Source organism: Diaphorobacter sp. MNS-0, from assembly GCF_019602835.1.
GTDB classification, from domain to species: Bacteria; Pseudomonadota; Gammaproteobacteria; order Burkholderiales; family Burkholderiaceae_C; genus Diaphorobacter; species Diaphorobacter nitroreducens.
In genome coordinates, this window is the sequence record NZ_CP080761.1 from 3,803,768 (window position 1) to 3,824,702 (window position 20,935).

Below are 20,935 nucleotides of genomic sequence, written 5' to 3' on the forward strand. Positions count from 1 at the left end.
ACAGGGGATAATTATTTGCACTCGGACGGAGCAAAGCGCGCCGGCAGAGAACCTGCCGCAAAGCCTGCAAAACCTGTGGCCGAAGCTCCCGCCGCCGCACAACGCCATTGCGTCGCCTGGGCTGGGGGAGTAAAGGAAGCCGTGCCCACCGGCAGTATCGTACCCACAGGGGCGTTGGGCGTGTAAATCAAAGTGCCGTTGCCTGCAGCCGCCGTTGTGGTCAGCGTGATGACACCAGTACCGGAAGCAATGGCGATGGACGTTACGTTGCGGCTTGCCGACGGGGAGGTATAGCCCATTGCATAGCCATTGGCGTCAGACGTGGGATTGCCCGATGCCAGAACGTCTGCCACATTGACCTTGGCGGCAGAAACACCCACCATGCCTTCAGACACACGGGCACGCACCGTATAGTCTTGGTACGCAGGCAAGGCCACAGCAGCCAAAATACCAATGATGGCCACCACGATCATCAGTTCGATGAGGGTGAAACCCTGTTGCATAAAGCGCTTCATATATCACTCCTTTGAGAGTTAAAAATCCGTCTTTCGACTGCCATCTTCATGCACGGATCGTGCCAAGCCCCAGATGCCTTGCCACTCCCATCCCGGCGACCTTCACCCCGCAAGATGACATATTTGTCGCACCCGGATGTCACATGTGCATGAATATATGGAAAAACCGCCGCTAACGGCTTTTAAAAGCGAAGCGCTAATGATCGCCACACTAGCGTTGCCCTCTGCACGCTCTAGCCCTGCACAAACTCCATCTCAGTGCTGGCCAGAGCGATGCGGTCACCATTCTTGAGAGTTATGGGGTCCACTCCAATGGGCGTACCGTTCAGGAACGGAAAGTCCCCACCCTCCACATGAGCCAGGACGAAGCCGCTGTGCCGCTTGGTGATGGATGCCACGGCCACGCCGGGCTTGCCAATGGTGGTAACCACTTTTGTCAGAGCCACCTCACGGCCGGCGGCGGGGCCGTTCATCACCCGCACGGCGGCGCTCAGCACGACTGGCGCAGGGGCCGCAGGCTTGGCCAGCGGCGGCAACATGCCGGGCTTGAAGACCATCGTCTTCTCATAGTCATGCCCAGGCTCTTCGTGCAGGAAGCGGATCTTGTACTTCCCCAATTCCACCGTGTCGCCGTTGCGCAAAGGCTGTCGCTTGATGGCCTTGCCATTGACGTAGGTGCCGTTGGTGCTGCCCAGATCCTCCACTTCCACATCATCCCCATTCATGAGGAAGACCGCATGTTCACCACTGACGGCAAGGTTGTCGATGACCACGTCGTTGTAGGGGCGGCGGCCTACCGTTGTGCGTTCCTTGGTGAAGGGGACTTCCTTGATGACAACTCCATCGATCGACACGACCATTCTGGGCATGATCACTTTTCCTTATCCAAACAACTTAGCTAGTAGAGGGAAGTAGCAATTTCCGGGCACAGGCAAATGAAGCCCTGGCGGTCGGGCTGAGCTTGGCGGAAGGGTCACGAGGTGCGCAGCAGGCGCGCCATGAGGCCGCCGCGTTTTTTGGCGTCTTGAGCGAGTTGCGTTTGCGCCAGCACTACGCTGATGTTGTCCCGCCCTCCCATGGCGTTGGCCATGGCCACCATGCGCGCCGCTTTATCTTGTAGCGCAATGGGCATCCGCGCCAGTTCGGCCAAATCTGCGTCACTCAACATGTCCGTCAGGCCGTCGGAGCAAAGAATGAACAAGTCACCGGGCTCGACAGGAAATTCGTTGATTTCTATGTGCACGGACACATCCACCCCCAGCGCCCGTGTCACCAGGTTGCGCTGCCCCGAAACGGCTGCTTGTGCCGGCGTGAGCAGTCCCAGGTCGATCTGCTCCTGCAACCACGAGTGGTCGCGCGTGATCTGCCGCAAGAGGCCCTCGCGCCACCGGTAGCAGCGCGAATCACCGATGTGGCCGAGAATGAGCCGGTCGTCACGGAACACGCCGACGACCAGCGTGGTACCCATTCCCAGGTACTGCGGATTGGACATCGAGGCGCCGAGGATCGCGTGGTTCGCGTTGTCCACACAGGCCTCTAGTGCATGCCGTACCTCCGAAGGCGATGCCGCGGAGCCGTCGCCTTGCAGCCAGCGGACCATCTCGGTGCCGATGTAGGTGATCGCCATCCCGGCAGCCACCTCGCCCGCGTTGTAGCCCCCCATGCCGTCGGCCAGGATGACCATCTGCGCCGTCTCATGGATGGCCACAGCGTCTTCGTTGTTGGAGCGCACCCGCCCCGTGTCCGTCAACGCGCAGAATTCGTAGCTCAGCATCGGCAGAGGTTTCATAAGAGGCTCCCGCGATACGCCTCACGCGAAGGCGCTTTACATGCGGTGGAGGAGGGCATCGCTGCATATCCCTCACAACCGGCATTGCGGGACTGCGCATCATAGTCGAGGCGCACGGGGCGACAGGTCCGTCATGATGTTGAACGCGTGCAAGCCAGGCCCGTTGACGTGTGTTGCAAAGAGGCCCTACGCAGCCCTTCTTGGCTGCCATTTTTGCTACTTCATGGACATGTCCGTCAGGTCGCGGCACATTCCCGTCGCACTAACGCGCGCCAGACTTCTTAGGCCTGCCGAGGTTCGCCGCGGGATTGCATCAGCTTGCCCACCATCACCACCAGTACGGCAATGACGACAGCGTTGTCGCCCGACAAAATGATGTTGATCCAGACGATCTTCACCAGGCCGATCCAGAAATCGGCATTGCTCAAGTACTCCATTGATGGCTCCAGTGTTATGAATCGAAAACGCCAGCCTGGGTAAACCAAGCTGGCGTTTCTTTTGTGTTGGAGCTGTCAGTGTAGAGAGGGTAGACCCTCTCGCGCGTGCGTAGTTTTGCGTAACCTGGCGCGCTACACCGCGCCAGGCTCGCGGATTACAGCAGGCCCTTGAGCAGGCGACCCATCTCGGAAGGATTGCGGGTAATGGTGAAACCGCACTCTTCCATGATGGCCAGCTTGGCGTCCGCCGTATCGGCGCCGCCGGAGATCAGCGCGCCCGCATGGCCCATGCGCTTGCCCGGAGGAGCGGTCACGCCTGCGATGAAGCCCACGATGGGCTTCTTCATATTGGCCTTGCACCAGCGGGCAGCTTCTGCCTCGTCGGGGCCGCCGATCTCGCCGATCATGATCACGGCGTCGGTGTCAGGATCGTCGTTGAAAGCCTTCATCACGTCGATGTGCTTGAGGCCATTGATCGGGTCGCCGCCGATGCCGACGGCGGACGACTGGCCGATGCCCAGTTCGGTCAACTGTGCCACGGCTTCGTAGGTCAGCGTGCCGGAACGGCTCACCACGCCCACACGGCCCTTCTTGTGGATGTGACCGGGCATGATGCCGATCTTGATCTCGTCCGGCGTGATCAGGCCAGGGCAGTTGGGGCCCAGCAGCAGCGTGCGCTTGCCGCCGGCGGCTTCCTTGGCCTTCATCTTGTTGCGCACTTCGAGCATGTCGCGCACGGGAATGCCTTCGGTGATGCAGATCGCCAGGTCCAGGTCGGCCTCGACGGCTTCCCAGATGGCGGCGGCCGCGCCTGCGGGCGGCACGTAGATCACGGAGACGGTAGCACCGGTTTCCTTGGCGGCGTCCTTGACCGACCCAAAGATTGGAATGTCAAAAATCTTCTCGCCGGCCTTCTTGGGGTTCACACCCGCCACGAAGCAGTTCTTGCCGTTGGCGTATTCCTGGCACTTTTCCGTGTGGAACTGACCGGTCTTGCCGGTGATGCCCTGGGTGATGACCTTGGTGTCTTTGTTGATGTAGATCGACATGTTTTATCTCCGGGCCTGCTTAACGGACGGCTTCGACAATCTTCGTGGCGGCTTCCGCCATGGTGTCGGCGCTGATGATGGGCAGGCCGGATTCGGCCAGCATCTTCTTGCCCAGCTCTTCGTTCGTGCCCTTCATGCGCACGACCAGCGGCACCTGCAGGTTCACGGCCTTGCAGGCGGTGATCACGCCGGTGGCGATGGTGTCGCACTTCATGATGCCGCCGAAGATGTTGACCAGAATGCCCTTGACCTTGGGGTTCTTGAGCATGATCTTGAAGGCTTCGGTGACCTTCTCGGGGGTGGCACCGCCGCCCACGTCCAGGAAGTTGGCCGGCTCGCCGCCGAACAGCTTGATGGTGTCCATGGTGGCCATGGCCAGGCCGGCGCCGTTCACCAGGCAGCCGATGTTGCCGTCAAGGCTGATGTAGGCCAGGTCGAACTTGGAGGCCTCGACTTCCGCCGGATCTTCCTCGTCCAGGTCGCGCAGGGCCACGATTTCCGGGTGGCGGAACAGCGCGTTGGCGTCGAAGTTGAACTTCGCGTCCAGGGCCATCAGGTTGCCCTTGGAGTCGCAATTCAGCGGGTTGATCTCGACCAGGGACGCGTCGGTGTCCATGTAGCACTTGTAGAGCTTGGCGAACAGGTCCACCGCCTGGTCCACCGAAGCGCCCGTCAGGCCGATGGCTGCGGCCACCTTCTTGGACTGCTCGGGCGTGATGCCGGTCAGGGGGTCGATCATCTCGGTGATGATCTTCTCGGGCGTGGAGTGGGCCACTTCCTCGATGTCCATGCCGCCTTCGCTGGAAGCGATCAGCGCCACTTTCTGCGTGCCACGGTCGGTGACCAGGGACACATACAGTTCGTTCTTGATGTCGGCGCCATCCTCGATGTACAGGCGGCGCACCTTCTGGCCTTCGGGGCCGGTCTGGTGCGTGACCAGCTGCATGCCCAGGATCTCGCTGGCGCGTGCCTTCACGTCATCAATGGTCTTGGCCACCTTCACGCCACCGCCCTTGCCACGGCCACCGGCGTGGATCTGGGCCTTCACGACCCACACGGGGCCGCCGAGCTTTTGTGCGGCTTCCACGGCTTCTTGCACCGTGAAAGCGGGGATGCCACGCGGGACGGGCACGCCGAAACTGCGCAAGATTTCCTTGCCTTGGTATTCGTGAATCTTCATGAGGTCTCTCTCAGGGGAAGGATGGTGTTTGTACCCGTTCTGCCGAAGAGCGGAAATACAGCCGCATGCTCGGGAATGGCAGCCGGCAAATGTATCATGCTGCGACGCACCATTGATGTGGATATAACTTACGCCCCCGGCCTCATCCCTGGGCCGGCCCTTGCAGGAGCTACTGATGTCCAAGGTCTTTATTGATGGCGAGGCAGGCACCACCGGCCTGCAGATTCGTGAGCGCCTACAGGCCATGCCCCAGGTGGAGTTGGTCAGCATCGCCCCCGAACTGCGCAAGGACGCCGCCGCCAAGCGCGCACTGATCGCCGGTGTGGACCTGGTTGTGCTGTGCCTGCACGACGATGCCGCGCGCGAAACGGTCGCGCTGGTGGACGCCATCACTGCCGAGACCGGCCGCGCCATCAAGATCATTGATGCCTCCACCGCCCACCGCACGGCGCCGGGCTGGGTGTTCGGCTTTCCCGAACTGGCGCCCGGCCAGTTGGAGGCCGTGCGCAGCGCCACGCGCGTATCCAACCCCGGCTGCTATGCCACCGGCGCCATCGCCCTGCTGCGCCCGCTGGTCGACGCCGGCCTGGTGCCTGCCGACCACCCGCTGGCACTGCCGTCGGTGAGCGGCTACTCCGGCGGCGGCCGTACGATGATCGAGGCCTACGAGCAAGGCCAGGCGGCGCCCTTTGAGCTGTATGCGCTGGGCCTGTCGCACAAGCACCTGCCGGAGATCCTGAAGTACACCGGGCTCACGCGCCGCCCGATCTTCATCCCCTCGGTGGGCAACTTCCGCCAGGGCATGCTGGTGCAACTGCCGCTGCATCTGGATCTGCTGCCCGGCCAGCCGAAGGCGGCGGACCTGCACGACGCACTGGCGGCCCATTACGCCAAGAGCAATACGCCCGAGCAGTGGGTGAAGGTGCTGCCGCCCACCGAGGACGGCAAGCTCGATGCCCTCGCGCTCAACGACACCAACCAGCTGGAACTGCGCGTGTTCGCCAATGAGAGCTACCGCCACGCCGTGCTGGTGGCGCGCCTGGACAACCTGGGTAAGGGCGCGAGCGGCGCCGCGGTGCAGAACCTGCGGTTGATGCTCGGGCTATAACATCAAAAAACATAGCTGTCTGCGCTTATTTCATCCAGGTTTCAACGGAAAAATCCTTTGAAATGGATGTACAGCAAGCGCGAGCAGCTCATTTTTATATAGCAAACACTTGCCCGTACCGCGCCGGCTGATCCGCCGAGCGGTCAAGGCCGCGCGGCAAGCCCCCGCCCCGCAGGCGTGCACCGCGAAGCGCGCATTGCCGTCGCTGCTTTCAGGCCTGCCCCGTGCGCTGGAACAGCCCGCCGGGCAGGCGCGCGACACGCCCCTCCAGTTCCAGCTCCAGCAGCCGTACCTGCAGCGTGGCGGCATCCAGCCCCGTGCGCGCCACCAGTGCGTCCAGCCCCAGCGGATCGAACCCCAGCGCATCCAGCACACATTGATACGACGGCGCGAGGGGCTCCTCGGACGCGGGCTGTTCCGCAGGGATGGCGGCTGCCGGCGCATGCCAGCGCAGTTCTTCCAGCACATCCTGCGCCGACTCCACCAGCTTGGCGCCCTGGCGTATCAGCGCGTGGCATCCACGCGACTGGGGCGCGTGGATGGAGCCTGGTATGGCGAACACTTCGCGCCCCTGCTCGGCCGCGAGCCGCGCGGTGATCAGCGAGCCCGAGGCCAGCGCCGCCTCCACCACCAGGGTGCCCTGCGACAGGCCGGAGATGATGCGGTTGCGCTTGGGAAAATTGGCCGGCAACGGCGGCGTGCCCAGCGGGTATTCGCTGACCAGCAGGCCATGGCTTGCGATGCGGTGGGCCAGCTCCTTGTTGGCACGCGGGTACACCCGGTCCAGCCCGGTGCCCACGATGGCAATGGTGGCGGGCGCGGCGCCGTCGGGCGGATCGATCAGCGCGCCCTCGTGCGCCGCCGCGTCGATGCCCAACGCCAGGCCCGAAACGACGCACAAACCCGCCTCCCGCAGAGCGCGTGCGAACTGCCGGGCATGGTCCGCCCCCTGGGCCGTGGGGTTGCGGCTACCCACCATGGCCAGGCTGTGCGCCGGCGCGAACGGCGCGCCGCCCTGCACGAACTGCGGAGCACCCAGCAGGTACAGCAGCAGCGGCGGATCCTCGGTGGCCAGCAACGCAGGCGGATAGGCCTCGTCACCCAGCGTGACGATGCCGTGCGCCGGCTGCGCGGGCGCCCGCCCGTCCAGCAGCCACTGCCACGTCCGCTCGGTCAGCGCCTCCAGCTCCTCGGGCACGCGGGCGAGCGCGCGCGCCTGCGCCGTGGTGACGCAGGACTGCCAGGCGCTCTCGCCCTGCGCAAAGATGTTCTGGGGAAGGCCGAATACGGCCAGCAGCCTGCGCGCGGCACCGTTGCCCACGCCAGGCGTGAGCGTCAGTCGCAGCCAGGCGGCCAGTTCGTCGCGTTGCATGCGCGGTGACAAGGCGGGGGAGCGGCCGCCCGCAGGTGACGGCGCCCGGGGCTTACTCGGGGTTGACCAAACGGTCGCCCACACGCACCGCCTGCTGCGACTGCAGGATCAGGGCGTAGGACACGCGGTCGAACGTGAGGAACACCATCGCCACGCCATTGCTCTCGCTGGGCAGGCGCACCATGGCGCGCTGCTCGTCGGTCTTGTCCTTGAAGCGCTCGCCCTTGGTGAGCAGCTGCAGCACATGGCCGGCTTCCATGCCGTCGCGCGTACCGCGGTTGATGGTGATTACCTGGTTCTGGCCGGCGTTGGCCACGGCCGCGCTGCCGTAGATCGACACCACGCTGGCATCCACGGGGCCCTGCGGTGCCCGCGGGGTGTAGCTGTTGAAGCTGCGCTGTGGTGCGGGCAGCAGGCGGTCGCCGGCGCGGATCTCTTCCTTCGCGCCCCTCAGGTCCACCGTGGCGGGAACGATGTCCACCGCTGTGCCGTCGGCTTGCCCCTCCAGCACTTCCCCCCGGCCCTCGCTGGAACTCTTGCCCCGCGCTACATCGCTCTGGGGCACTGGAGTGGTAGTTTCACTGCGCACCAGTTCGGCGCGGCCGACATACTGCGCTTCGTAGCCCAGCACCTCACCAGTGTGCGGATCCTTCAGCGGAATGGCGTTGCGGAACACGCGGTACTGGCGCGGCACGCCAGGCGCCATCACGAGGGGGCTGCCTTCAGGGCCGCGCACGTAGGCGCGGTCGCCGTTGGCCATGATCATGCGTTCGTCGCGCGTGGCCACGATGCGCGGGGCCTGCTGCAGCGCGAGCTCGTCCACCACAAGAGGCTCGACGAGGAAGGGTTCGATCAGGTGCGGCTTGAGCGTGGGCAGCGCCGTGCCGGCCAGGCTGTCATAGCGCGTGCGCGGCGACACGCGCACGGTCTCGGGCGCGCCTTTGCGGCTGGTGCTCAGGCGGGCATAGCCGTCCACCTTTTCCAGGTACAGCGTCTGGCCCGGGAAAATCAGGTGCGGGTTGGGAATGGACTGCAGATTCATGCCCCACAGTTCCGGCCAGCGCCAGGGGCGCTTCAAATACATGCCGGAAATACCCCACAGCGTGTCTCCGCGTTTCACCACGTAGGTATCGGGCGCATTGGCGGCCAATTCGGACAGGGGAACGCCGCGTGAAGCCACCTGCTGCGCGGTGGCGCGCTGCTCGGAAGTAATCGGGTAATTCTGGGCCTGCGCCGCCGGTGCCATGGCGGCACCCGCCAACAAAGCCAGTGCGCCGAGCGCCGTCACGCGCATACGGGCCTGAGCCGCCATATTGTTCCTCGTGTCATTCATTGGAAAAACGCCCCTCTCGCTGCGGTGCAGTTAATTGTTTTACAGAAGAAACTGCCGCGAATACATTACAAACCATTTGAGATTCTGTGCCCAAGCCCTTGATCGGGCAACGATTATTGTGATTGGGCGCCGCAATGGCGGGCAAAAGTGGCGAAAATAGCGACATATTGAGCGCTCTGCCATGGCAATTCTTCCGATTCTCTGTTACCCCGATCCTCGCCTGCACAAGGTCGCCCAGCCCGTGACGGCGGTGGATGAGCGCGTGCGCGCCATCGTGGACGATATGTTCGCCACCATGTACGACGCCCATGGCATCGGCCTGGCCGCCACGCAGGTCGATGTGCACGAGCGCATCGTGGTGATCGACGTCTCCGAAGAGCGCGACACGCCGCTGGTGCTGATCAACCCCGAGATCACCTGGGCCAGTGCCGAGAAACAGGTGGGCGACGAGGGCTGCCTGTCGGTGCCTGGCATCTACGATGGCGTGGAGCGCTCCACTGCCGTGCACGTGCGCGCGCTGGACCGCGACGGCCAGCCGCGCGTGATCGAGGCCGAGGGCCTGCTGGCCGTGTGCATCCAGCACGAGATGGACCACCTGCTGGGCAAGGTGTTCGTGGAATACCTGTCGCCCTTGAAGCGCAACCGCATCAAGACCAAGCTGTTGAAGCAGCAAAAGCAGGCCGAACGCGCATGACCCCGCTGCCGGCGCACGCAACCGCACCGCGCCGGCTCCGCTGGAGCGCACTGCTGCTGGCTGTTTTTTTGGCGGCCTGCGCCGTACCCGAATGGCAGAAAGCAGGCACGCCGCGTGCGGACATCGAGCGCACCATGGGCGCACCCACGCTGACCGTAATGCTCCCTGAAGGCGGAGAACGGCTGGTCTACAGCCGCCAGCCCGCAGGCCAACAGGTCTACCACCTCGACTTTGACGCCCGGCAACGCCTGGTGCGGGTGGAGCAGGTACTGACGCTGGAGCGCTTCCATGCGCTGCGCAATGGCGTCGATACGCGCGCAGCCGTGCGACGCACCTTCGGCCCGCCTGCGCTGGTGGAGAAGGTGGCGCGCTTCAATGGCGATATCTGGACCTACCGCTTTCGTGACAATGGAGAGCCCCGCCAGGCCCATGTGCACATCGACCCGGCGGGCGTCGTGCAGCGCGTGATGTTCACGGACGAGCGGCTGAACGACAACGACCCCTTTCACTGAGCCCCACCCCGGGGCCGCTATTCCACGCGTTGTATGAGAGTCATTTTTGCCGGCACGCCCGAGTTTGCGCGCGTGGCCCTGGAGCGCCTGCTGGCCGCGGGATTCACCGTGCCCCTGGTGTTGACCCAGCCCGACCGCCCCGCGGGCCGCGGCTTGAAACTGCAGGCTTCACCCGTCAAGCAGTGCGCGCTGCAGCACGGCATCGCCGTGGCGCAGCCGCTGAGCCTGCGCCTGGATGGCAAATACCCCGAGGACGCAGCGGCCGCCAAAGCCGCCATCGAGGCTGCGCAGGCCGATGTGATGGTGGTGGCCGCCTATGGGCTGATCCTGCCGCAGTGGGTGCTCAACACAATGAGCGCCGCACGGCCGCCCGAAGGCGAGAAAGCCCCCCTGGGGGGCAGCGAACCACGCGCAGCGGGGAGCGTGGGGGCAAAGAACGGCCTCGGCTGCCTGAACATCCACGCCAGCCTGCTGCCGCGCTGGCGCGGCGCGGCGCCCATCCACCGCGCCATCGAGGCCGGCGACGCGGAAACCGGCGTGACCATCATGCAGATGGACGCGGGCCTGGATACCGGCGACATGCTGTTGCTGGAAAAGACCGCCATCAGCCCCGCCGATACCACCGCCACGCTGCACGACCGGCTGGCGCAGCTGGGCGGGCGGCTGATCGTGGAGGCGCTGGAGATGGCCGCCTGCGGGGGCCTCAAACCCACACCGCAGCCGGCCGAGGGCGTGACCTACGCGCACAAGATCGACAAGGCGGAAAGCACCATCGACTGGAACCAGCCGGCGGAGGTGATCGCCCGGCGCGTGCGTGCCTTCGACCCCTTCCCCGGCGCGGCCACCACGCTGGGGGCCGATGCCATCAAGGTATGGCGCTGCGAAATAGATAGCTGCTCGCGCACGCTGGATGCGGCCTGCGGCCAGATTTTGTCTATAGATGCCGACGGCATCGGCGTGGCCTGCGGCGCCGGCAGCCTGCTGCGCTTGACGGTGCTGCAACGCGCGGGCGGCAAGCGGCTGCCCGCCGAGGACTTCCTGCGCGGCTTCCCGCTGGCGCCAGGCATGGTGCTGGGCGCCGCCCCATGAGTCTGCCTTTCCTGCGCGCCCAGCTGCGCGACCCGGCCTTCCGCCAGGGCGCCAGTGACATGGCCGGCACCTGCCTGGGCATCGGCGCCTGGGGCCTGGTGACGGGCGTGGCCATGGCCAAGAGCGGCATGTCGCTGCCGATGGCGCTGTTCATGTCGCTGGCGGTGTATGCCGGCAGCGCACAGCTGGCCGTGCTGCCGCTGATGGTGGCGGGCGCGCCGCTGTGGGTGATCTGGCTGACGGCCACCTGCGTCAACCTGCGCTTCGTGATCTTCAGCAGCATGTGGCGCAGCTATTTCGCCCACCTGCCGCGCCGCCACCGGCTGGCGCTGGGCTACTTCAGCGGCGATGTGATCTTCGTGAGCTTCATGAAGCGCTTTCCCAAGCCCGTGCCTGCGCCCGAGCAGGTGCCTTATTTCTGGGGCGCGGCCTCGGCCAACTGGCTGGCCTGGCAGGTGCCGTCCATTGCAGGCATCGTGCTGGCCAACGCCATCCCGCTGTCCTGGGGGCTGGGCTTTGCGGGCGTGCTGGCGCTGCTGGGCATCCTGCTGTCCATGCTGAACGACCGCGCCACCTGGCTCGCCACGGCCGTGGCCTGCACGGCGGCGGTGGCCACCTTCGCGCTGCCGCTCAAGCTCAACATCCTGGTGGCGATCGCCGCAGCCGTCACAGCAGGGCTGGCCGCCGAAGCGGCCGAGCGTGCGCTGCGGCGTGCGCGTACCCGCGCCGCGGGGGGCGACACATGAACGGTGCCTGGATCGAGCCGGCCATCGCCATCCTGGGGCTGGCGGGCATCACCCTGCTCACGCGCGCGTTCTTCATGATCCCCGAGCGCGACCTGCCGATGCCCGACTGGCTGCGCCGCGGCCTGAAGTACGCGCCGCTGGCCGCGCTGGCCGGGGTGATCGCGCCCGAGCTGGTCATGACCCAGGGCGCGCTGATCCAGACGCTGCAGGACGCACGGCTGCCCGCCGTGGCCGCCGCCGCGGGCTACTACTTCTGGCGCCGCGGCATCCTGGGCACCATCGTCGTGGGTATGGCGGTGTACCTGCCGCTGCACATCGGGCTGGGCTGGTAGAGAGTTACGGCGCGGTTACCAGGCGCCTACAATCCGCGCAGTTTTCATGACCGCACCGTGACGGCGCGGCGCACTCACCCACTGTTCCCATGCACATCCTTCGCTTTTCCGACCTTTGCGCCCAGGGCCAGGCCCGTGGCCAGCGCGTGTTCATCCGTGCCGACCTGAACGTGCCGCAAGACGACGCCGGCCGCATCACCGAGGACACGCGCATCCGTGCCTCCGTGCCCTGCATCCAGATGGCGCTGGAAGCCGGCGCCGCCGTGATGGTGACCAGCCACCTGGGCCGCCCCACCGAGGGCGAGTTCAAGCCCGAGGATTCGCTGGCCCCGGTGGCCCAGCGCCTGGGCGAGCTGTTGGGCCACCCGTACGAGAACGGCGTGCCGCTGGTGACCGACTGGGTGGACGGTGTGCAGGTGCAGCCCGGCCAGGTCGTGCTGCTGGAAAACTGCCGCTTGAACAAGGGCGAGAAGAAAAACGACCCCGAGCTGGCGAAGAAGATGGCCCAGCTGTGCGACATCTACGTGAACGACGCCTTCGGCACCGCCCACCGCGCCGAGGGCACGACCTACGGCATCGCCGAGTACGCGAAGGTGGCCTGCGCCGGCCCGCTGCTGGCCGCCGAGATCGACGCCATCCAGACCGCGCTGGCCAACCCGAAGCGCCCGCTGGTCGCCATCGTGGCCGGCTCCAAGGTCTCGACCAAGCTGACCATCCTGCAAAGCCTGTCCAAGAACGTGGACGGCCTGGTGGTGGGCGGCGGCATTGCCAACACCTTCATGCTGGCGGCCGGCCTGCCCATCGGCAAGAGCCTGGCCGAGCCCGACCTGGTGAACGAAGCCAAGGCCGTGATCGCCGCCATGGCCGCGCGCGGCGCCGAGGTGCCGATCCCCACCGACGTGGTGGTCGCCAAGGCCTTCGCGGCCGACGCACCCGCCACCGTGAAGAAGGCCAGCGAAGTGGCCGAGGACGACCTGATCCTGGACATCGGCCCCGAGACGGCGGCCCAACTGGCCGCGCAGCTCAAGGCCGCGGGCACCATCGTCTGGAACGGCCCCGTGGGCGTGTTCGAATTCGACCAGTTCGCGGGCGGCACCAAGGCCATCGCGCAGGCCATCGCCGAATCCAGCGCCTTCAGCATCGCCGGCGGCGGCGACACCCTGGCGGCGATTGCCAAGTACGGCATCGAGAAGGACGTGGGCTACATCTCCACCGGCGGTGGCGCGTTCCTGGAGGTGCTGGAGGGCAAGACCCTGCCGGCCATCGAAATACTGCAAAAGCGCGCGGCAGGCTGATCCCGCCCCAGAACGCTATAAAAATCAGAGCTGCTTGCGCTTATTGCATAAGCGCTAGCAGCTCTTTTTACTTGAACTCCTGCGCCTGCACGGCGCGGGCCGGCCACAGCACGGTGCCGATGGCCACGGCCATCAGCCCCACGGCGGTCCAGTCCTGCCAGTGCAGCACCTCGCCCAGCCACAGCGCGCCGCTGAACACGCCCAGCACCGGAATCATCATCACGCTGAGCGTGGAGGCCACGGGCGGCAGCGTGCGCACCAGGAAGAACCACGCCGTCTGCGCAAAGCCCAGCGCCAGCAGCCCGTTGTAGAGAATGGCGGCCCAGGCCTGGGCGTCGGGTGCCACCCAGCGCTCGCGCTCGAACGCCACCGCCAGCACGGTGAGTACCACGCAGGTGATGGCCACCATCCAGAACGACAGCGTGAGCAGCGGCACCGGCACGGTCAGGCGCCGCAGCAGCTGCGTGCCCATGGCCCAGCTCGCGGCAGACACCAGCATCAACGTCACGCCCAGGGGCCTGCCGCCCAGCGCGCCGATCTCATGCCACAGCAGCAGCACCACGCCCACCAGCGCCGCGCCCACGCCCATCCACGCACGACCGGCCAGGCGGTCGCCGAACACCAGCGCGCCCAGCACGGCCGAGAAGATGGGCATGGTGTAGCCCAGGATGGCCGCGCGCCCGCTGGACAGCTGCGGGATCGCCAGGATCATGAGCACGTGCCACAGCACCATGTTGGTCAGCGCCAGCAGCGCCACGCGGCCCCAATGCGCGCGCGCAATAGTGAAGGGCAGCTTGCGCACCCCTATCACCGCGGCCAGGATGGGCAGGCCCAGCCACAGCGAGGCCATGCGGAAGGTGAGCGGCGGAAAGTGCGCCACACCCATCTTCATCACCGGCCAGTTGAGGCCCCACACCAGGGTCAACAGGGCAAGAACGACGAGCTGGCGGCGGGAAAGGGCAGGCATGGACGGCGATTGTGCCGGGCAGGCGCCGTCCTTGCCGAAGCCGCCCGCGAAAACACCAGGACGCCATGGCGCACGGCAGCGGCACGGTGTTGCCTAAAATCACGGACATGACTTTTCTTGACATGCTGCGCGACGCCACCACGCGCAACGACTCCCTGCTGTGCGTGGGCCTGGACCCCGAACCCACGCGCTTTCCCGAGTCCGTGCGTGGCGAGGCGCACAAGATCTACGACTTCTGCGCCGCCATCGTGGACGCCACGGCCGACCTGGTGTGCGCCTTCAAGCCGCAGATCGCCTACTTCGCTGCGCACCGTGCCGAGGACCAGCTGGAGCGCCTGATGCAGCACATGCGCTGCAACGCCCCGCATGTGCCCGTGATCCTGGACGCCAAGCGCGGCGACATCGGCTCCACGGCCGAGCAATACGCCAAAGAGGCCTTCGAGCGCTACGGCGCGGATGCCGTGACGCTCTCGCCCTTCATGGGCTTTGACTCCATCGAGCCCTATCTGGCCTACCACGGCAAGGGTGCTTTCCTGCTGTGCCGCACCTCCAACCCCGGTGGCGATGACCTGCAGGCCCAGCGCCTGGCCAGCGTCGAAGGCCAGCCGCTGCTGTACGAGCACGTGGCCCGCCAGGCGCAGGGCCCCTGGAACAAGAACGGCCAGCTCGGCCTGGTGGTGGGCGCCACGTACCCACAAGAAATAGAGCGCGTGCGCGCGCTCGCACCCACGCTGCCGCTGTTGATCCCCGGCGTGGGCGCGCAGGGCGGCGACGCAGCCGCCACGGTGCGCGCCGGGCTGCGCGCCGACGGGCCAATCATCGTGAACTCCTCGCGCGCCGTGCTCTATGCCTCGGGCGGTGCGGACTTTGCCGCGGCCGCACGCAACGCGGCCCAGGCCACGCGCGCCGCGCTCAACGCCGCGCGCGCCTAGCCCAGCGTTTTCCGGCCATGCAACTCAAGTGGCTGGAGGACTTCATCGCCCTGGCGCATGAGCGCAGCTTCACCCGCGCGGCGGAACTGCGCCATGTGACGCACCCGGCGTTCGGACGGCGCATCCGCGCGCTGGAGGCGTGGGCCGGCACGCCGCTCACGGAGCGCGACGGCGGCGGGCCCGTGCGGCTTACGCCCGCGGGGCAGGCCTTCCTGGAAACCGCGCAGCAGATGGCGCAGAACCTGGCCCATTCGCACGAGGAGTTGCGTGCCATCGCAGGGCGGCAGGCGCGCACCGTCACCCTGGCCACCGGTCGTACCCTGGCACGCACCGTGGTGGCCGACTGGCTGGCCCGCATACAGCCCGTGTTGGCGGGCGGCGAGCTGCGCGTGCGCACCTGTGCGCTGGATGAGTCCGTGGCCATGATCGAGCGTGGCGAGGCCGACTTCACCCTGGCCTACCACCACACCTCGCTCGCCGTGCGCCTGGACGCACGGCAGTTCACCCACCTCACGCTCGCCAGCGACCGCCTGGTGCCCGTCTCCCGCGCCCGCGCCGGCGGTGCGCCGCTGCACCACTTTGGCGGCACGGACGCGGTGCCCTACCTCGCCTACTCGCACACGCTGGCGCTCGGCCGGCTGGTGGAAGACCGCCTGGCGCATGACCCGCTGGCGCCGCGCCTGGCGCGCGTGGTGGAATGCGACTCGGCCGACGCGCAGTACGAGTACGTGCTGCGCGGCCTGGGCGTGGCCTGGCTGCCCTGGTCCATGGTGCATGCCGACTGCCAGTCGGGGCGGTTGGCCCGCGCGGGCGACGAGCGCATGCAGGTGCGCTTCGACGTGCGCATGTACCGGCCCAAGCGCCGGCTCTCGCCCTGGGCCGAGGCGCTGTGGGCCACGTTGGCGCGCCAGTGATCCCCGGATAAACCCGCGGGCCGCGTGCCCACAATGCACGGCCTGGTGCCACTTCGGCACGACGCAGCCACGGTGCGCTTTCCACAATGGCACCCACCTCGACCTGCCTATGGAAAACGCCATGCACACTTCCCGCATCCCCGCCCCGTTGCGCCGCGCGCTGCTGGCCAGCGCCGCGCTGCTCGCCGCTGCCAGCCCTGCCGCTTTCGCGCAAGCGCCCGCCTACCCCAGCAAGCCCATCACCATCGTCGTGGGCTATCCGCCCGGCGGCAGCACCGACCTGACCGGCCGCGCCGTGGGCGCGGAGCTGTCCAACCGCCTGGGCGTGCCCGTGGTGATCGAGAACCTGGGCGGCGCGGGCGGCGCCATTGGCGCGCAGAAGGTGGCCAGCAGCGCGCCCGACGGCTACACGCTGCTGGTCGGCGCCAGCAACGAGATCGCCATCAACAAGCTGGTGACCAAGAAGGTCAAGTACGACATCAAGGACTTCACCGCCATCGGCCTCGTGGCCTCGCAGCCCCTGGTGCTGGTGGCCAGCACTGGCACCGGCGTGAAGAACCTGGCCGAATTCACCGAACGCGTACGCAAGAACCCCGGCAAGCTCAGCTATGGCAGCTCGGGCGTGGGCACCTCGCTGCACCTGGCCGGCGGGATGATCAAGGAACAGGGCCAGCTGTTCATGACGCACATCCCCTACCGCGGCGTGGCGCCGCTCACCAACGACCTGGTGGGCAACAACCTGGAGTTCGGCGTGTTCGTGCTCTCCAGCGGCCTGCCGCACATCAAGAGCGGCAAAGTGATCGCCCTGGGCACCACCGAGGCCAAGCGCTCGACCGTCGCGCCCGACATTCCGGCGCTGGCCGAATCGGCGCAGTACAAGAACGTGGACATCGGCACCTGGTTCGCCCTCATGGCGCCCGCCCACCTGCCCAAGCCCGTGGCCGAGCGGCTCAAGAAGGCGCTCAACGAGACGCTGGAGTCGCCGGACTTCCGCAAGCGAATGGAAGCCGCGGGCTCCACCGTGGCATCCCCCAGCCTGGACGTGGACAAATTCCTCGCCGCAGAGGTCGCCAAGTACAAGAAGATCATCGAGTTCGCCAAGATCGAAGAATGATGAGCGCTCCCCTGCCTTTCACTTTGACCGCGCCCGACCTCGGCGCCTGGCGCGCCGGCAACACCGGCACCGAGGGCGTGTGGCGCTTCGACTCCGGCACGCCGGGCCGCCACGTGATGATCAGCGCCCTCGTGCACGGCAACGAGCTGTGCGGCGCCTGGGCGCTCAAGGGCCTGCTGGAAGCCGGCCTGCGCCCCGCGCGCGGCACGCTCACGCTGGCGCTGTGCAATCTGGCCGCGTTCGACCGGTTCGACCCCCACCACCACGACGCCGCCCGCTTCGTGGACGAAGACCTCAACCGCCAGTGGGTGGATGCGCGCATGGACGCCGGCGACACGCTGGAGCGCCGGCGCGCGGCCGCGCTGCGCCCCTTCGTGGCCGAGGCCGACTGGCTGCTGGACCTGCACTCCATGCACGAGCCCTGCGCGCCGCTGCTGCTCACCGGCATGCAGCCGCGCAACCTGCACCTCGCGCGCACCCTGGCCGCGCCCGAGCACATCGTGGTGGACGCGGGCCACAAGGACGGCACGCGCATGCGCGACTATGGCCGCTTTGGCCAGCCCGATGCCGAGGGCGGCGACACGCGCTCGCTGCTCGTCGAATGCGGCTTCCATGGCGACCCGGCCAGCCGCGCCGTGGCGCAGGACCAGTGCGTGCGCTTCCTGCAAGCGGCCGGCGTGGTGGATTCCGCCAGCCTGGCACGTGGGCTGCCCGGCTGGCGCCTGCCCGACGCGCCGCGCCAGTGGGCGCTGGAGGTCACCGGCCCGGTGGTCGCCAGGAGCGAGCGCTTTCGTTTCACCCAGCCCTTCACGGGCCTGGAGGTGATTCCCCAGGCCGGTACCGTGATCGGCGACAACGATGGCGAGCCCGTCACCACGCCGTACGACGACTGCGTGCTGGTCATGCCCAGCACCCGCCAGGCGCGTGCCGGCGTGACGGTGGTGCGCTTCGCCACGCGGCGGCCGCTGTAGGCGGCACGACCAGCGGCCAGTGCTTCGCCCGCGCAGGGCAGGCCGGCCGCGTGGCAGCGTCTGGGGCATGCGCAGGTTTTGCTTCCATACTGATAGCTACTAGCGCCCGTATTTATTGGTTTAGGGGCCAAAAATACCCTTAAACCCGTCGCAACACCTCTGGGACGGGATGGAGCCCCTGCGCGCCCAAAAAGCTGAACTCGTTCAAGGACAGGCAGGTTTTTGCCGAATAACATTACGTTACACGTCCTTGACATCTCTTTGTCTCGCCCGCCCTCTAGGGCCTGTTCACACTATTTTTGCCAGTGCGAATGGCGTGAAAACCGCGCCAATCTAGGCGCGTGACGACGCCAAGGCCGGGGCCTTGGCTAGGAGGGCAACGACGAATGGCGCGGTTTTCACTCCGTTCCCTCCGGGTTGCGATCAAAAAGGGCCATTCGCGGCGTTGCCAAGCCTCGCTGGGGTAGCACCCCAGCTTCGTTTGGCGCCTTGCGCCTGGCCCTTTTTGATCGCAACGCATCTGGCAAAAATAGTGTGAACAGGCCCTAGGCGGTCTCGCGGACAAGGAAAGGTTCCCGCTATGACCTCGCTTTCTCAGCGCCTGCCGCTGCTTTACAAATTCCTCCTCCTGGGCCTCGCCGGCATCCTCATGAGCGCCGTGCCCACCTGGCTGTTCGTGAGCGGCGCGCTCGACGACCTGGCGCGCGCTCGCCACGAGGCCCGTGGCGCCCCGCCGCTGCTGGCGCTGCACAAGGTGGTGCAGGGGCTGCAGGTGCACCGCGGCCTGTCCAACGGCATGCTGGGCGGCGACGAGACCTTGGCCGCCCGGCGCCCGGCCGCGCGCGATGCGGTGAACAAAGCCTTCGCCGAGGCCACCGCCCGCCTGGACGCGGCGCAGGTGCCCGCGGCCCAGCGCGACGCCTGGCAGCGCGCCCAGCAGGCCTGGCAGCAGCTGGAGCCGGCCGTGGCCGCACGCTCGCTGCCGGCCGCGCAAAGCACGGCGCAGCACACGGCGCTGATCACGTCGCTGCTGCAGACCGGCGAGCAGCTGCTGCACAGCTACGAGCTGCAGCTGGACCCCGACTTCGCCACCAACGCGCTGATCCAGGCCTCGCTGGTGCATGCGCCGCAGCTGGGTGAGAAGCTGGGCGTGATGCGCGCCCAGGGCGCGGGCTTCCTGGGCCGCGGCGGCGAGCTGCCGCTGGAGGCCAAGGGGCTGCTGCAGTCGCTGCGCCAGCGCGTGGTGGAGCTGCAGGGCGACACGCTGCGCAACCTGGCGCGCGCCACCGAGGCGAGCCCTGCCTTTGCGGCCACGCTGGGCGCGCCCGCGCGCACGCTGGACGCGCAAATCACGGCCACGCTGGCCCTGGCCGACAAGGCCCTGCTGCAGGCCGACACGCTGACGCTGCCCGCGCAGGAGTATTTCGACACCTACACCCGCACCATCGACGCGCTGTACGCACTGAACGCCCAGGCCATGCAGGGCGTGGACGAGGCCCTGCAGGCGCGCATCGACCGCCTGCGCGCCACGCTGGCGTGGCAGGCGCTGGCGCTGCTGGGCACGCTGGCGGGCGCCACGGTGCTGATGCTGGTCTTCGTGCGCTCCATCACGCAGCCGGTGGCGCAGGCCGTGGAGCTGGCCCGCGCCGTGGCGCGCGGTGACCTGTCGGGCAGCGACATCGCCCACGGCAGCAACGAGATGGGCCGCCTGATCGCCGCGCTGTTGCAGATGCGCCGCCAGCTCACCGAGGTGGTGGGCCGCGTGCGCCAGGGCGCGGAGGGCGTGGCCACGGCCAGCGCGCAGATCGCGCAGGGCAACACCGACCTGGCCGCCCGCACCGAAAGCCAGGCCAGCGCCCTGGAAGAGACCGCCGCATCGATGGAGCAGATGACCGCGACCGTGCGCCAGAACGCCGACAGCGCCGCGCGTGCCAGCGAGCTGGCCACCAGCGCCAGCGGCGTGGCCGCGCAGGGCGGCGAGGTGGTGGCGCAGGTGGTGCAGACCATGCACGGCATCCACAGCTCGTCCGGCAAGATCGCGGACATCATCGGGGTGATCGATTCCATCGCGTTCCAGACCAACATCCTGGCGCTGAACGCCGCCGTGGAGGCCGCGCGTGCCGGCGAGCAGGGCCGCGGCTTTGCCGTGGTGGCCAGCGAGGTGCGCAGCCTGGCGCAGCGCAGCGCGGGCGCTGCGCGCGAGATCAAGGAGCTGATCTCCGCCAGCGTGCATGACGTGGAACGCGGCAATGCGCTGGTGGAGCGCGCCGGCAAGACCATGGAAGATGTGGTGACCGCCGTGCGCCGCGTCAACGACATCATGGGCGAGATCAGCAACGCCAGCCGCGAACAGTCTCTGGGCGTGGCCCAGGTGGGCGAGGCCGTGAGCCAGATGGACCAGACCACGCAGCAGAACGCCGCGCTGGTCGAAGAGATGGCCGCCGCCGCCGCCAGCCTGCGCAGCCAGGCGCAGGAGCTGGTGGAGGGCGTGGCGGTGTTCAAGCTGGGCGAACGACCGCACGCCGTTGCGCTATATAATTAATAGCTTCTAGCGCTTATCCCACAAGGGTTTGAGGCCACTTTGCC

20 protein-coding genes and 1 pseudogene are annotated in these 20,935 nt (G+C 67.1%); 12 read left to right on the forward strand and 9 right to left on the reverse strand.

Going from position 1 to position 20,935, the window contains the following annotated elements:
* Positions 1–11: 11 nt before the first annotated feature.
* The 6 genes and pseudogenes from K2L43_RS18010 to sucC all read right to left on the reverse strand — a co-directional run bounded on the left by K2L43_RS18010 (position 12) and on the right by sucC (position 4,970).
* Entirely contained in the window at positions 12–515 is a 504-nt protein-coding gene (locus K2L43_RS18010) for a pilin (RefSeq protein ID WP_220638170.1), read from the reverse strand.
* A 233-nt stretch (positions 516–748) separates the two neighbouring features.
* Positions 749–1,384, reverse strand: a complete 636-nt coding sequence (locus K2L43_RS18015) for an FHA domain-containing protein (protein WP_220638171.1) — start codon at positions 1,382–1,384, stop codon at positions 749–751.
* A 104-nt stretch (positions 1,385–1,488) separates the two neighbouring features.
* A complete protein-coding gene (locus K2L43_RS18020; protein WP_220638172.1) occupies positions 1,489–2,304 on the reverse strand; it encodes a Stp1/IreP family PP2C-type Ser/Thr phosphatase in 816 nt (271 codons plus the stop codon).
* Positions 2,305–2,642: 338 nt separating this feature from the next.
* A pseudogene (locus tag K2L43_RS18025) lies at positions 2,643–2,741 on the reverse strand (TerC family protein); the annotation flags it as partial.
* Between the two features lie 155 nt (positions 2,742–2,896).
* Complete coding sequence (gene sucD / locus K2L43_RS18030; RefSeq protein ID WP_015914606.1) at positions 2,897–3,790, reverse strand: succinate--CoA ligase subunit alpha; 894 nt, start codon at positions 3,788–3,790, stop codon at positions 2,897–2,899.
* Positions 3,791–3,809: 19 nt separating this feature from the next.
* Positions 3,810–4,970 (reverse strand): ADP-forming succinate--CoA ligase subunit beta, encoded by a 1,161-nt coding sequence (gene sucC / locus K2L43_RS18035; RefSeq protein ID WP_011807128.1) that lies wholly within the window; start codon positions 4,968–4,970, stop codon positions 3,810–3,812.
* A gap of 175 nt (positions 4,971–5,145) precedes the next feature.
* Here sucC and argC point away from each other — a divergent pair, with 175 nt between their 5' ends.
* Complete coding sequence (gene argC, locus K2L43_RS18040; RefSeq protein WP_011807129.1) at positions 5,146–6,078, forward strand: N-acetyl-gamma-glutamyl-phosphate reductase; 933 nt, start codon at positions 5,146–5,148, stop codon at positions 6,076–6,078.
* Positions 6,079–6,289: 211 nt separating this feature from the next.
* On the opposite strand, the gene dprA is transcribed toward argC, so the two are convergent.
* Both dprA and K2L43_RS18050 read right to left on the reverse strand, forming a co-directional pair.
* A complete protein-coding gene (gene dprA, locus K2L43_RS18045) occupies positions 6,290–7,450 on the reverse strand; it encodes a DNA-processing protein DprA (protein WP_220638173.1) in 1,161 nt (386 codons plus the stop codon).
* 52 nt (positions 7,451–7,502) lie between these two features.
* The gene (locus K2L43_RS18050; protein ID WP_255580488.1) at positions 7,503–8,762 is read right to left on the reverse strand and encodes a LysM peptidoglycan-binding domain-containing protein; all 1,260 of its coding nucleotides are present in this window, start codon (positions 8,760–8,762) and stop codon (positions 7,503–7,505) included.
* 202 nt (positions 8,763–8,964) lie between these two features.
* Between K2L43_RS18050 and def the strand changes: the two genes are divergently transcribed.
* The 6 genes from def (at position 8,965) to K2L43_RS18080 (ending at position 13,451) form a co-directional block, all read left to right on the forward strand.
* Positions 8,965–9,477, forward strand: a complete 513-nt coding sequence (gene def / locus K2L43_RS18055; protein WP_011807132.1) for a peptide deformylase — start codon at positions 8,965–8,967, stop codon at positions 9,475–9,477.
* Positions 9,474–9,989, forward strand: a complete 516-nt coding sequence (locus K2L43_RS18060; protein WP_047349388.1) for a hypothetical protein — start codon at positions 9,474–9,476, stop codon at positions 9,987–9,989. Before def ends, K2L43_RS18060 begins: the two co-directional genes overlap by 4 nt.
* A 33-nt stretch (positions 9,990–10,022) precedes the next feature.
* Positions 10,023–11,078 (forward strand): methionyl-tRNA formyltransferase, encoded by a 1,056-nt coding sequence (fmt, locus tag K2L43_RS18065; RefSeq protein ID WP_220638175.1) that lies wholly within the window; start codon positions 10,023–10,025, stop codon positions 11,076–11,078.
* A complete protein-coding gene (locus K2L43_RS18070; RefSeq protein WP_220638176.1) occupies positions 11,075–11,824 on the forward strand; it encodes an AzlC family ABC transporter permease in 750 nt (249 codons plus the stop codon). Before fmt ends, K2L43_RS18070 begins: the two co-directional genes overlap by 4 nt.
* Positions 11,821–12,156 (forward strand): AzlD domain-containing protein, encoded by a 336-nt coding sequence (locus K2L43_RS18075; RefSeq protein ID WP_047349385.1) that lies wholly within the window; start codon positions 11,821–11,823, stop codon positions 12,154–12,156. Before K2L43_RS18070 ends, K2L43_RS18075 begins: the two co-directional genes overlap by 4 nt.
* Positions 12,157–12,245: 89 nt before the next feature.
* Entirely contained in the window at positions 12,246–13,451 is a 1,206-nt protein-coding gene (locus tag K2L43_RS18080) for a phosphoglycerate kinase (protein WP_220638177.1), read from the forward strand.
* Positions 13,452–13,518: 67 nt separating this feature from the next.
* Here K2L43_RS18080 and K2L43_RS18085 read toward each other — a convergent pair whose 3' ends face one another.
* Complete coding sequence (locus K2L43_RS18085; protein WP_220638178.1) at positions 13,519–14,418, reverse strand: DMT family transporter; 900 nt, start codon at positions 14,416–14,418, stop codon at positions 13,519–13,521.
* Between the two features lie 107 nt (positions 14,419–14,525).
* On the opposite strand from K2L43_RS18085, the gene pyrF reads away from it, so the two are divergent.
* From pyrF to K2L43_RS18110, 5 genes are all read left to right on the forward strand, one after another.
* Positions 14,526–15,350 carry an orotidine-5'-phosphate decarboxylase gene (gene pyrF / locus K2L43_RS18090; RefSeq protein WP_041839097.1) on the forward strand — a complete coding sequence of 275 codons (825 nt, stop codon included), beginning with the start codon at positions 14,526–14,528 and terminating at the stop codon, positions 15,348–15,350.
* Between the two features lie 17 nt (positions 15,351–15,367).
* Entirely contained in the window at positions 15,368–16,264 is an 897-nt protein-coding gene (locus K2L43_RS18095) for a LysR family transcriptional regulator (RefSeq protein WP_088888065.1), read from the forward strand.
* A gap of 121 nt (positions 16,265–16,385) precedes the next feature.
* Entirely contained in the window at positions 16,386–17,378 is a 993-nt protein-coding gene (locus tag K2L43_RS18100) for a tripartite tricarboxylate transporter substrate binding protein (RefSeq protein ID WP_255580489.1), read from the forward strand.
* A complete protein-coding gene (locus K2L43_RS18105; RefSeq protein ID WP_047349383.1) occupies positions 17,375–18,349 on the forward strand; it encodes a succinylglutamate desuccinylase/aspartoacylase family protein in 975 nt (324 codons plus the stop codon). Before K2L43_RS18100 ends, K2L43_RS18105 begins: the two co-directional genes overlap by 4 nt.
* A 580-nt stretch (positions 18,350–18,929) precedes the next feature.
* On the forward strand, positions 18,930–20,891 hold the full coding sequence (locus K2L43_RS18110) for a methyl-accepting chemotaxis protein (RefSeq protein ID WP_220638180.1): 1,962 nt from the start codon (positions 18,930–18,932) through the stop codon (positions 20,889–20,891).
* Positions 20,892–20,935 lie beyond the last annotated feature (44 nt).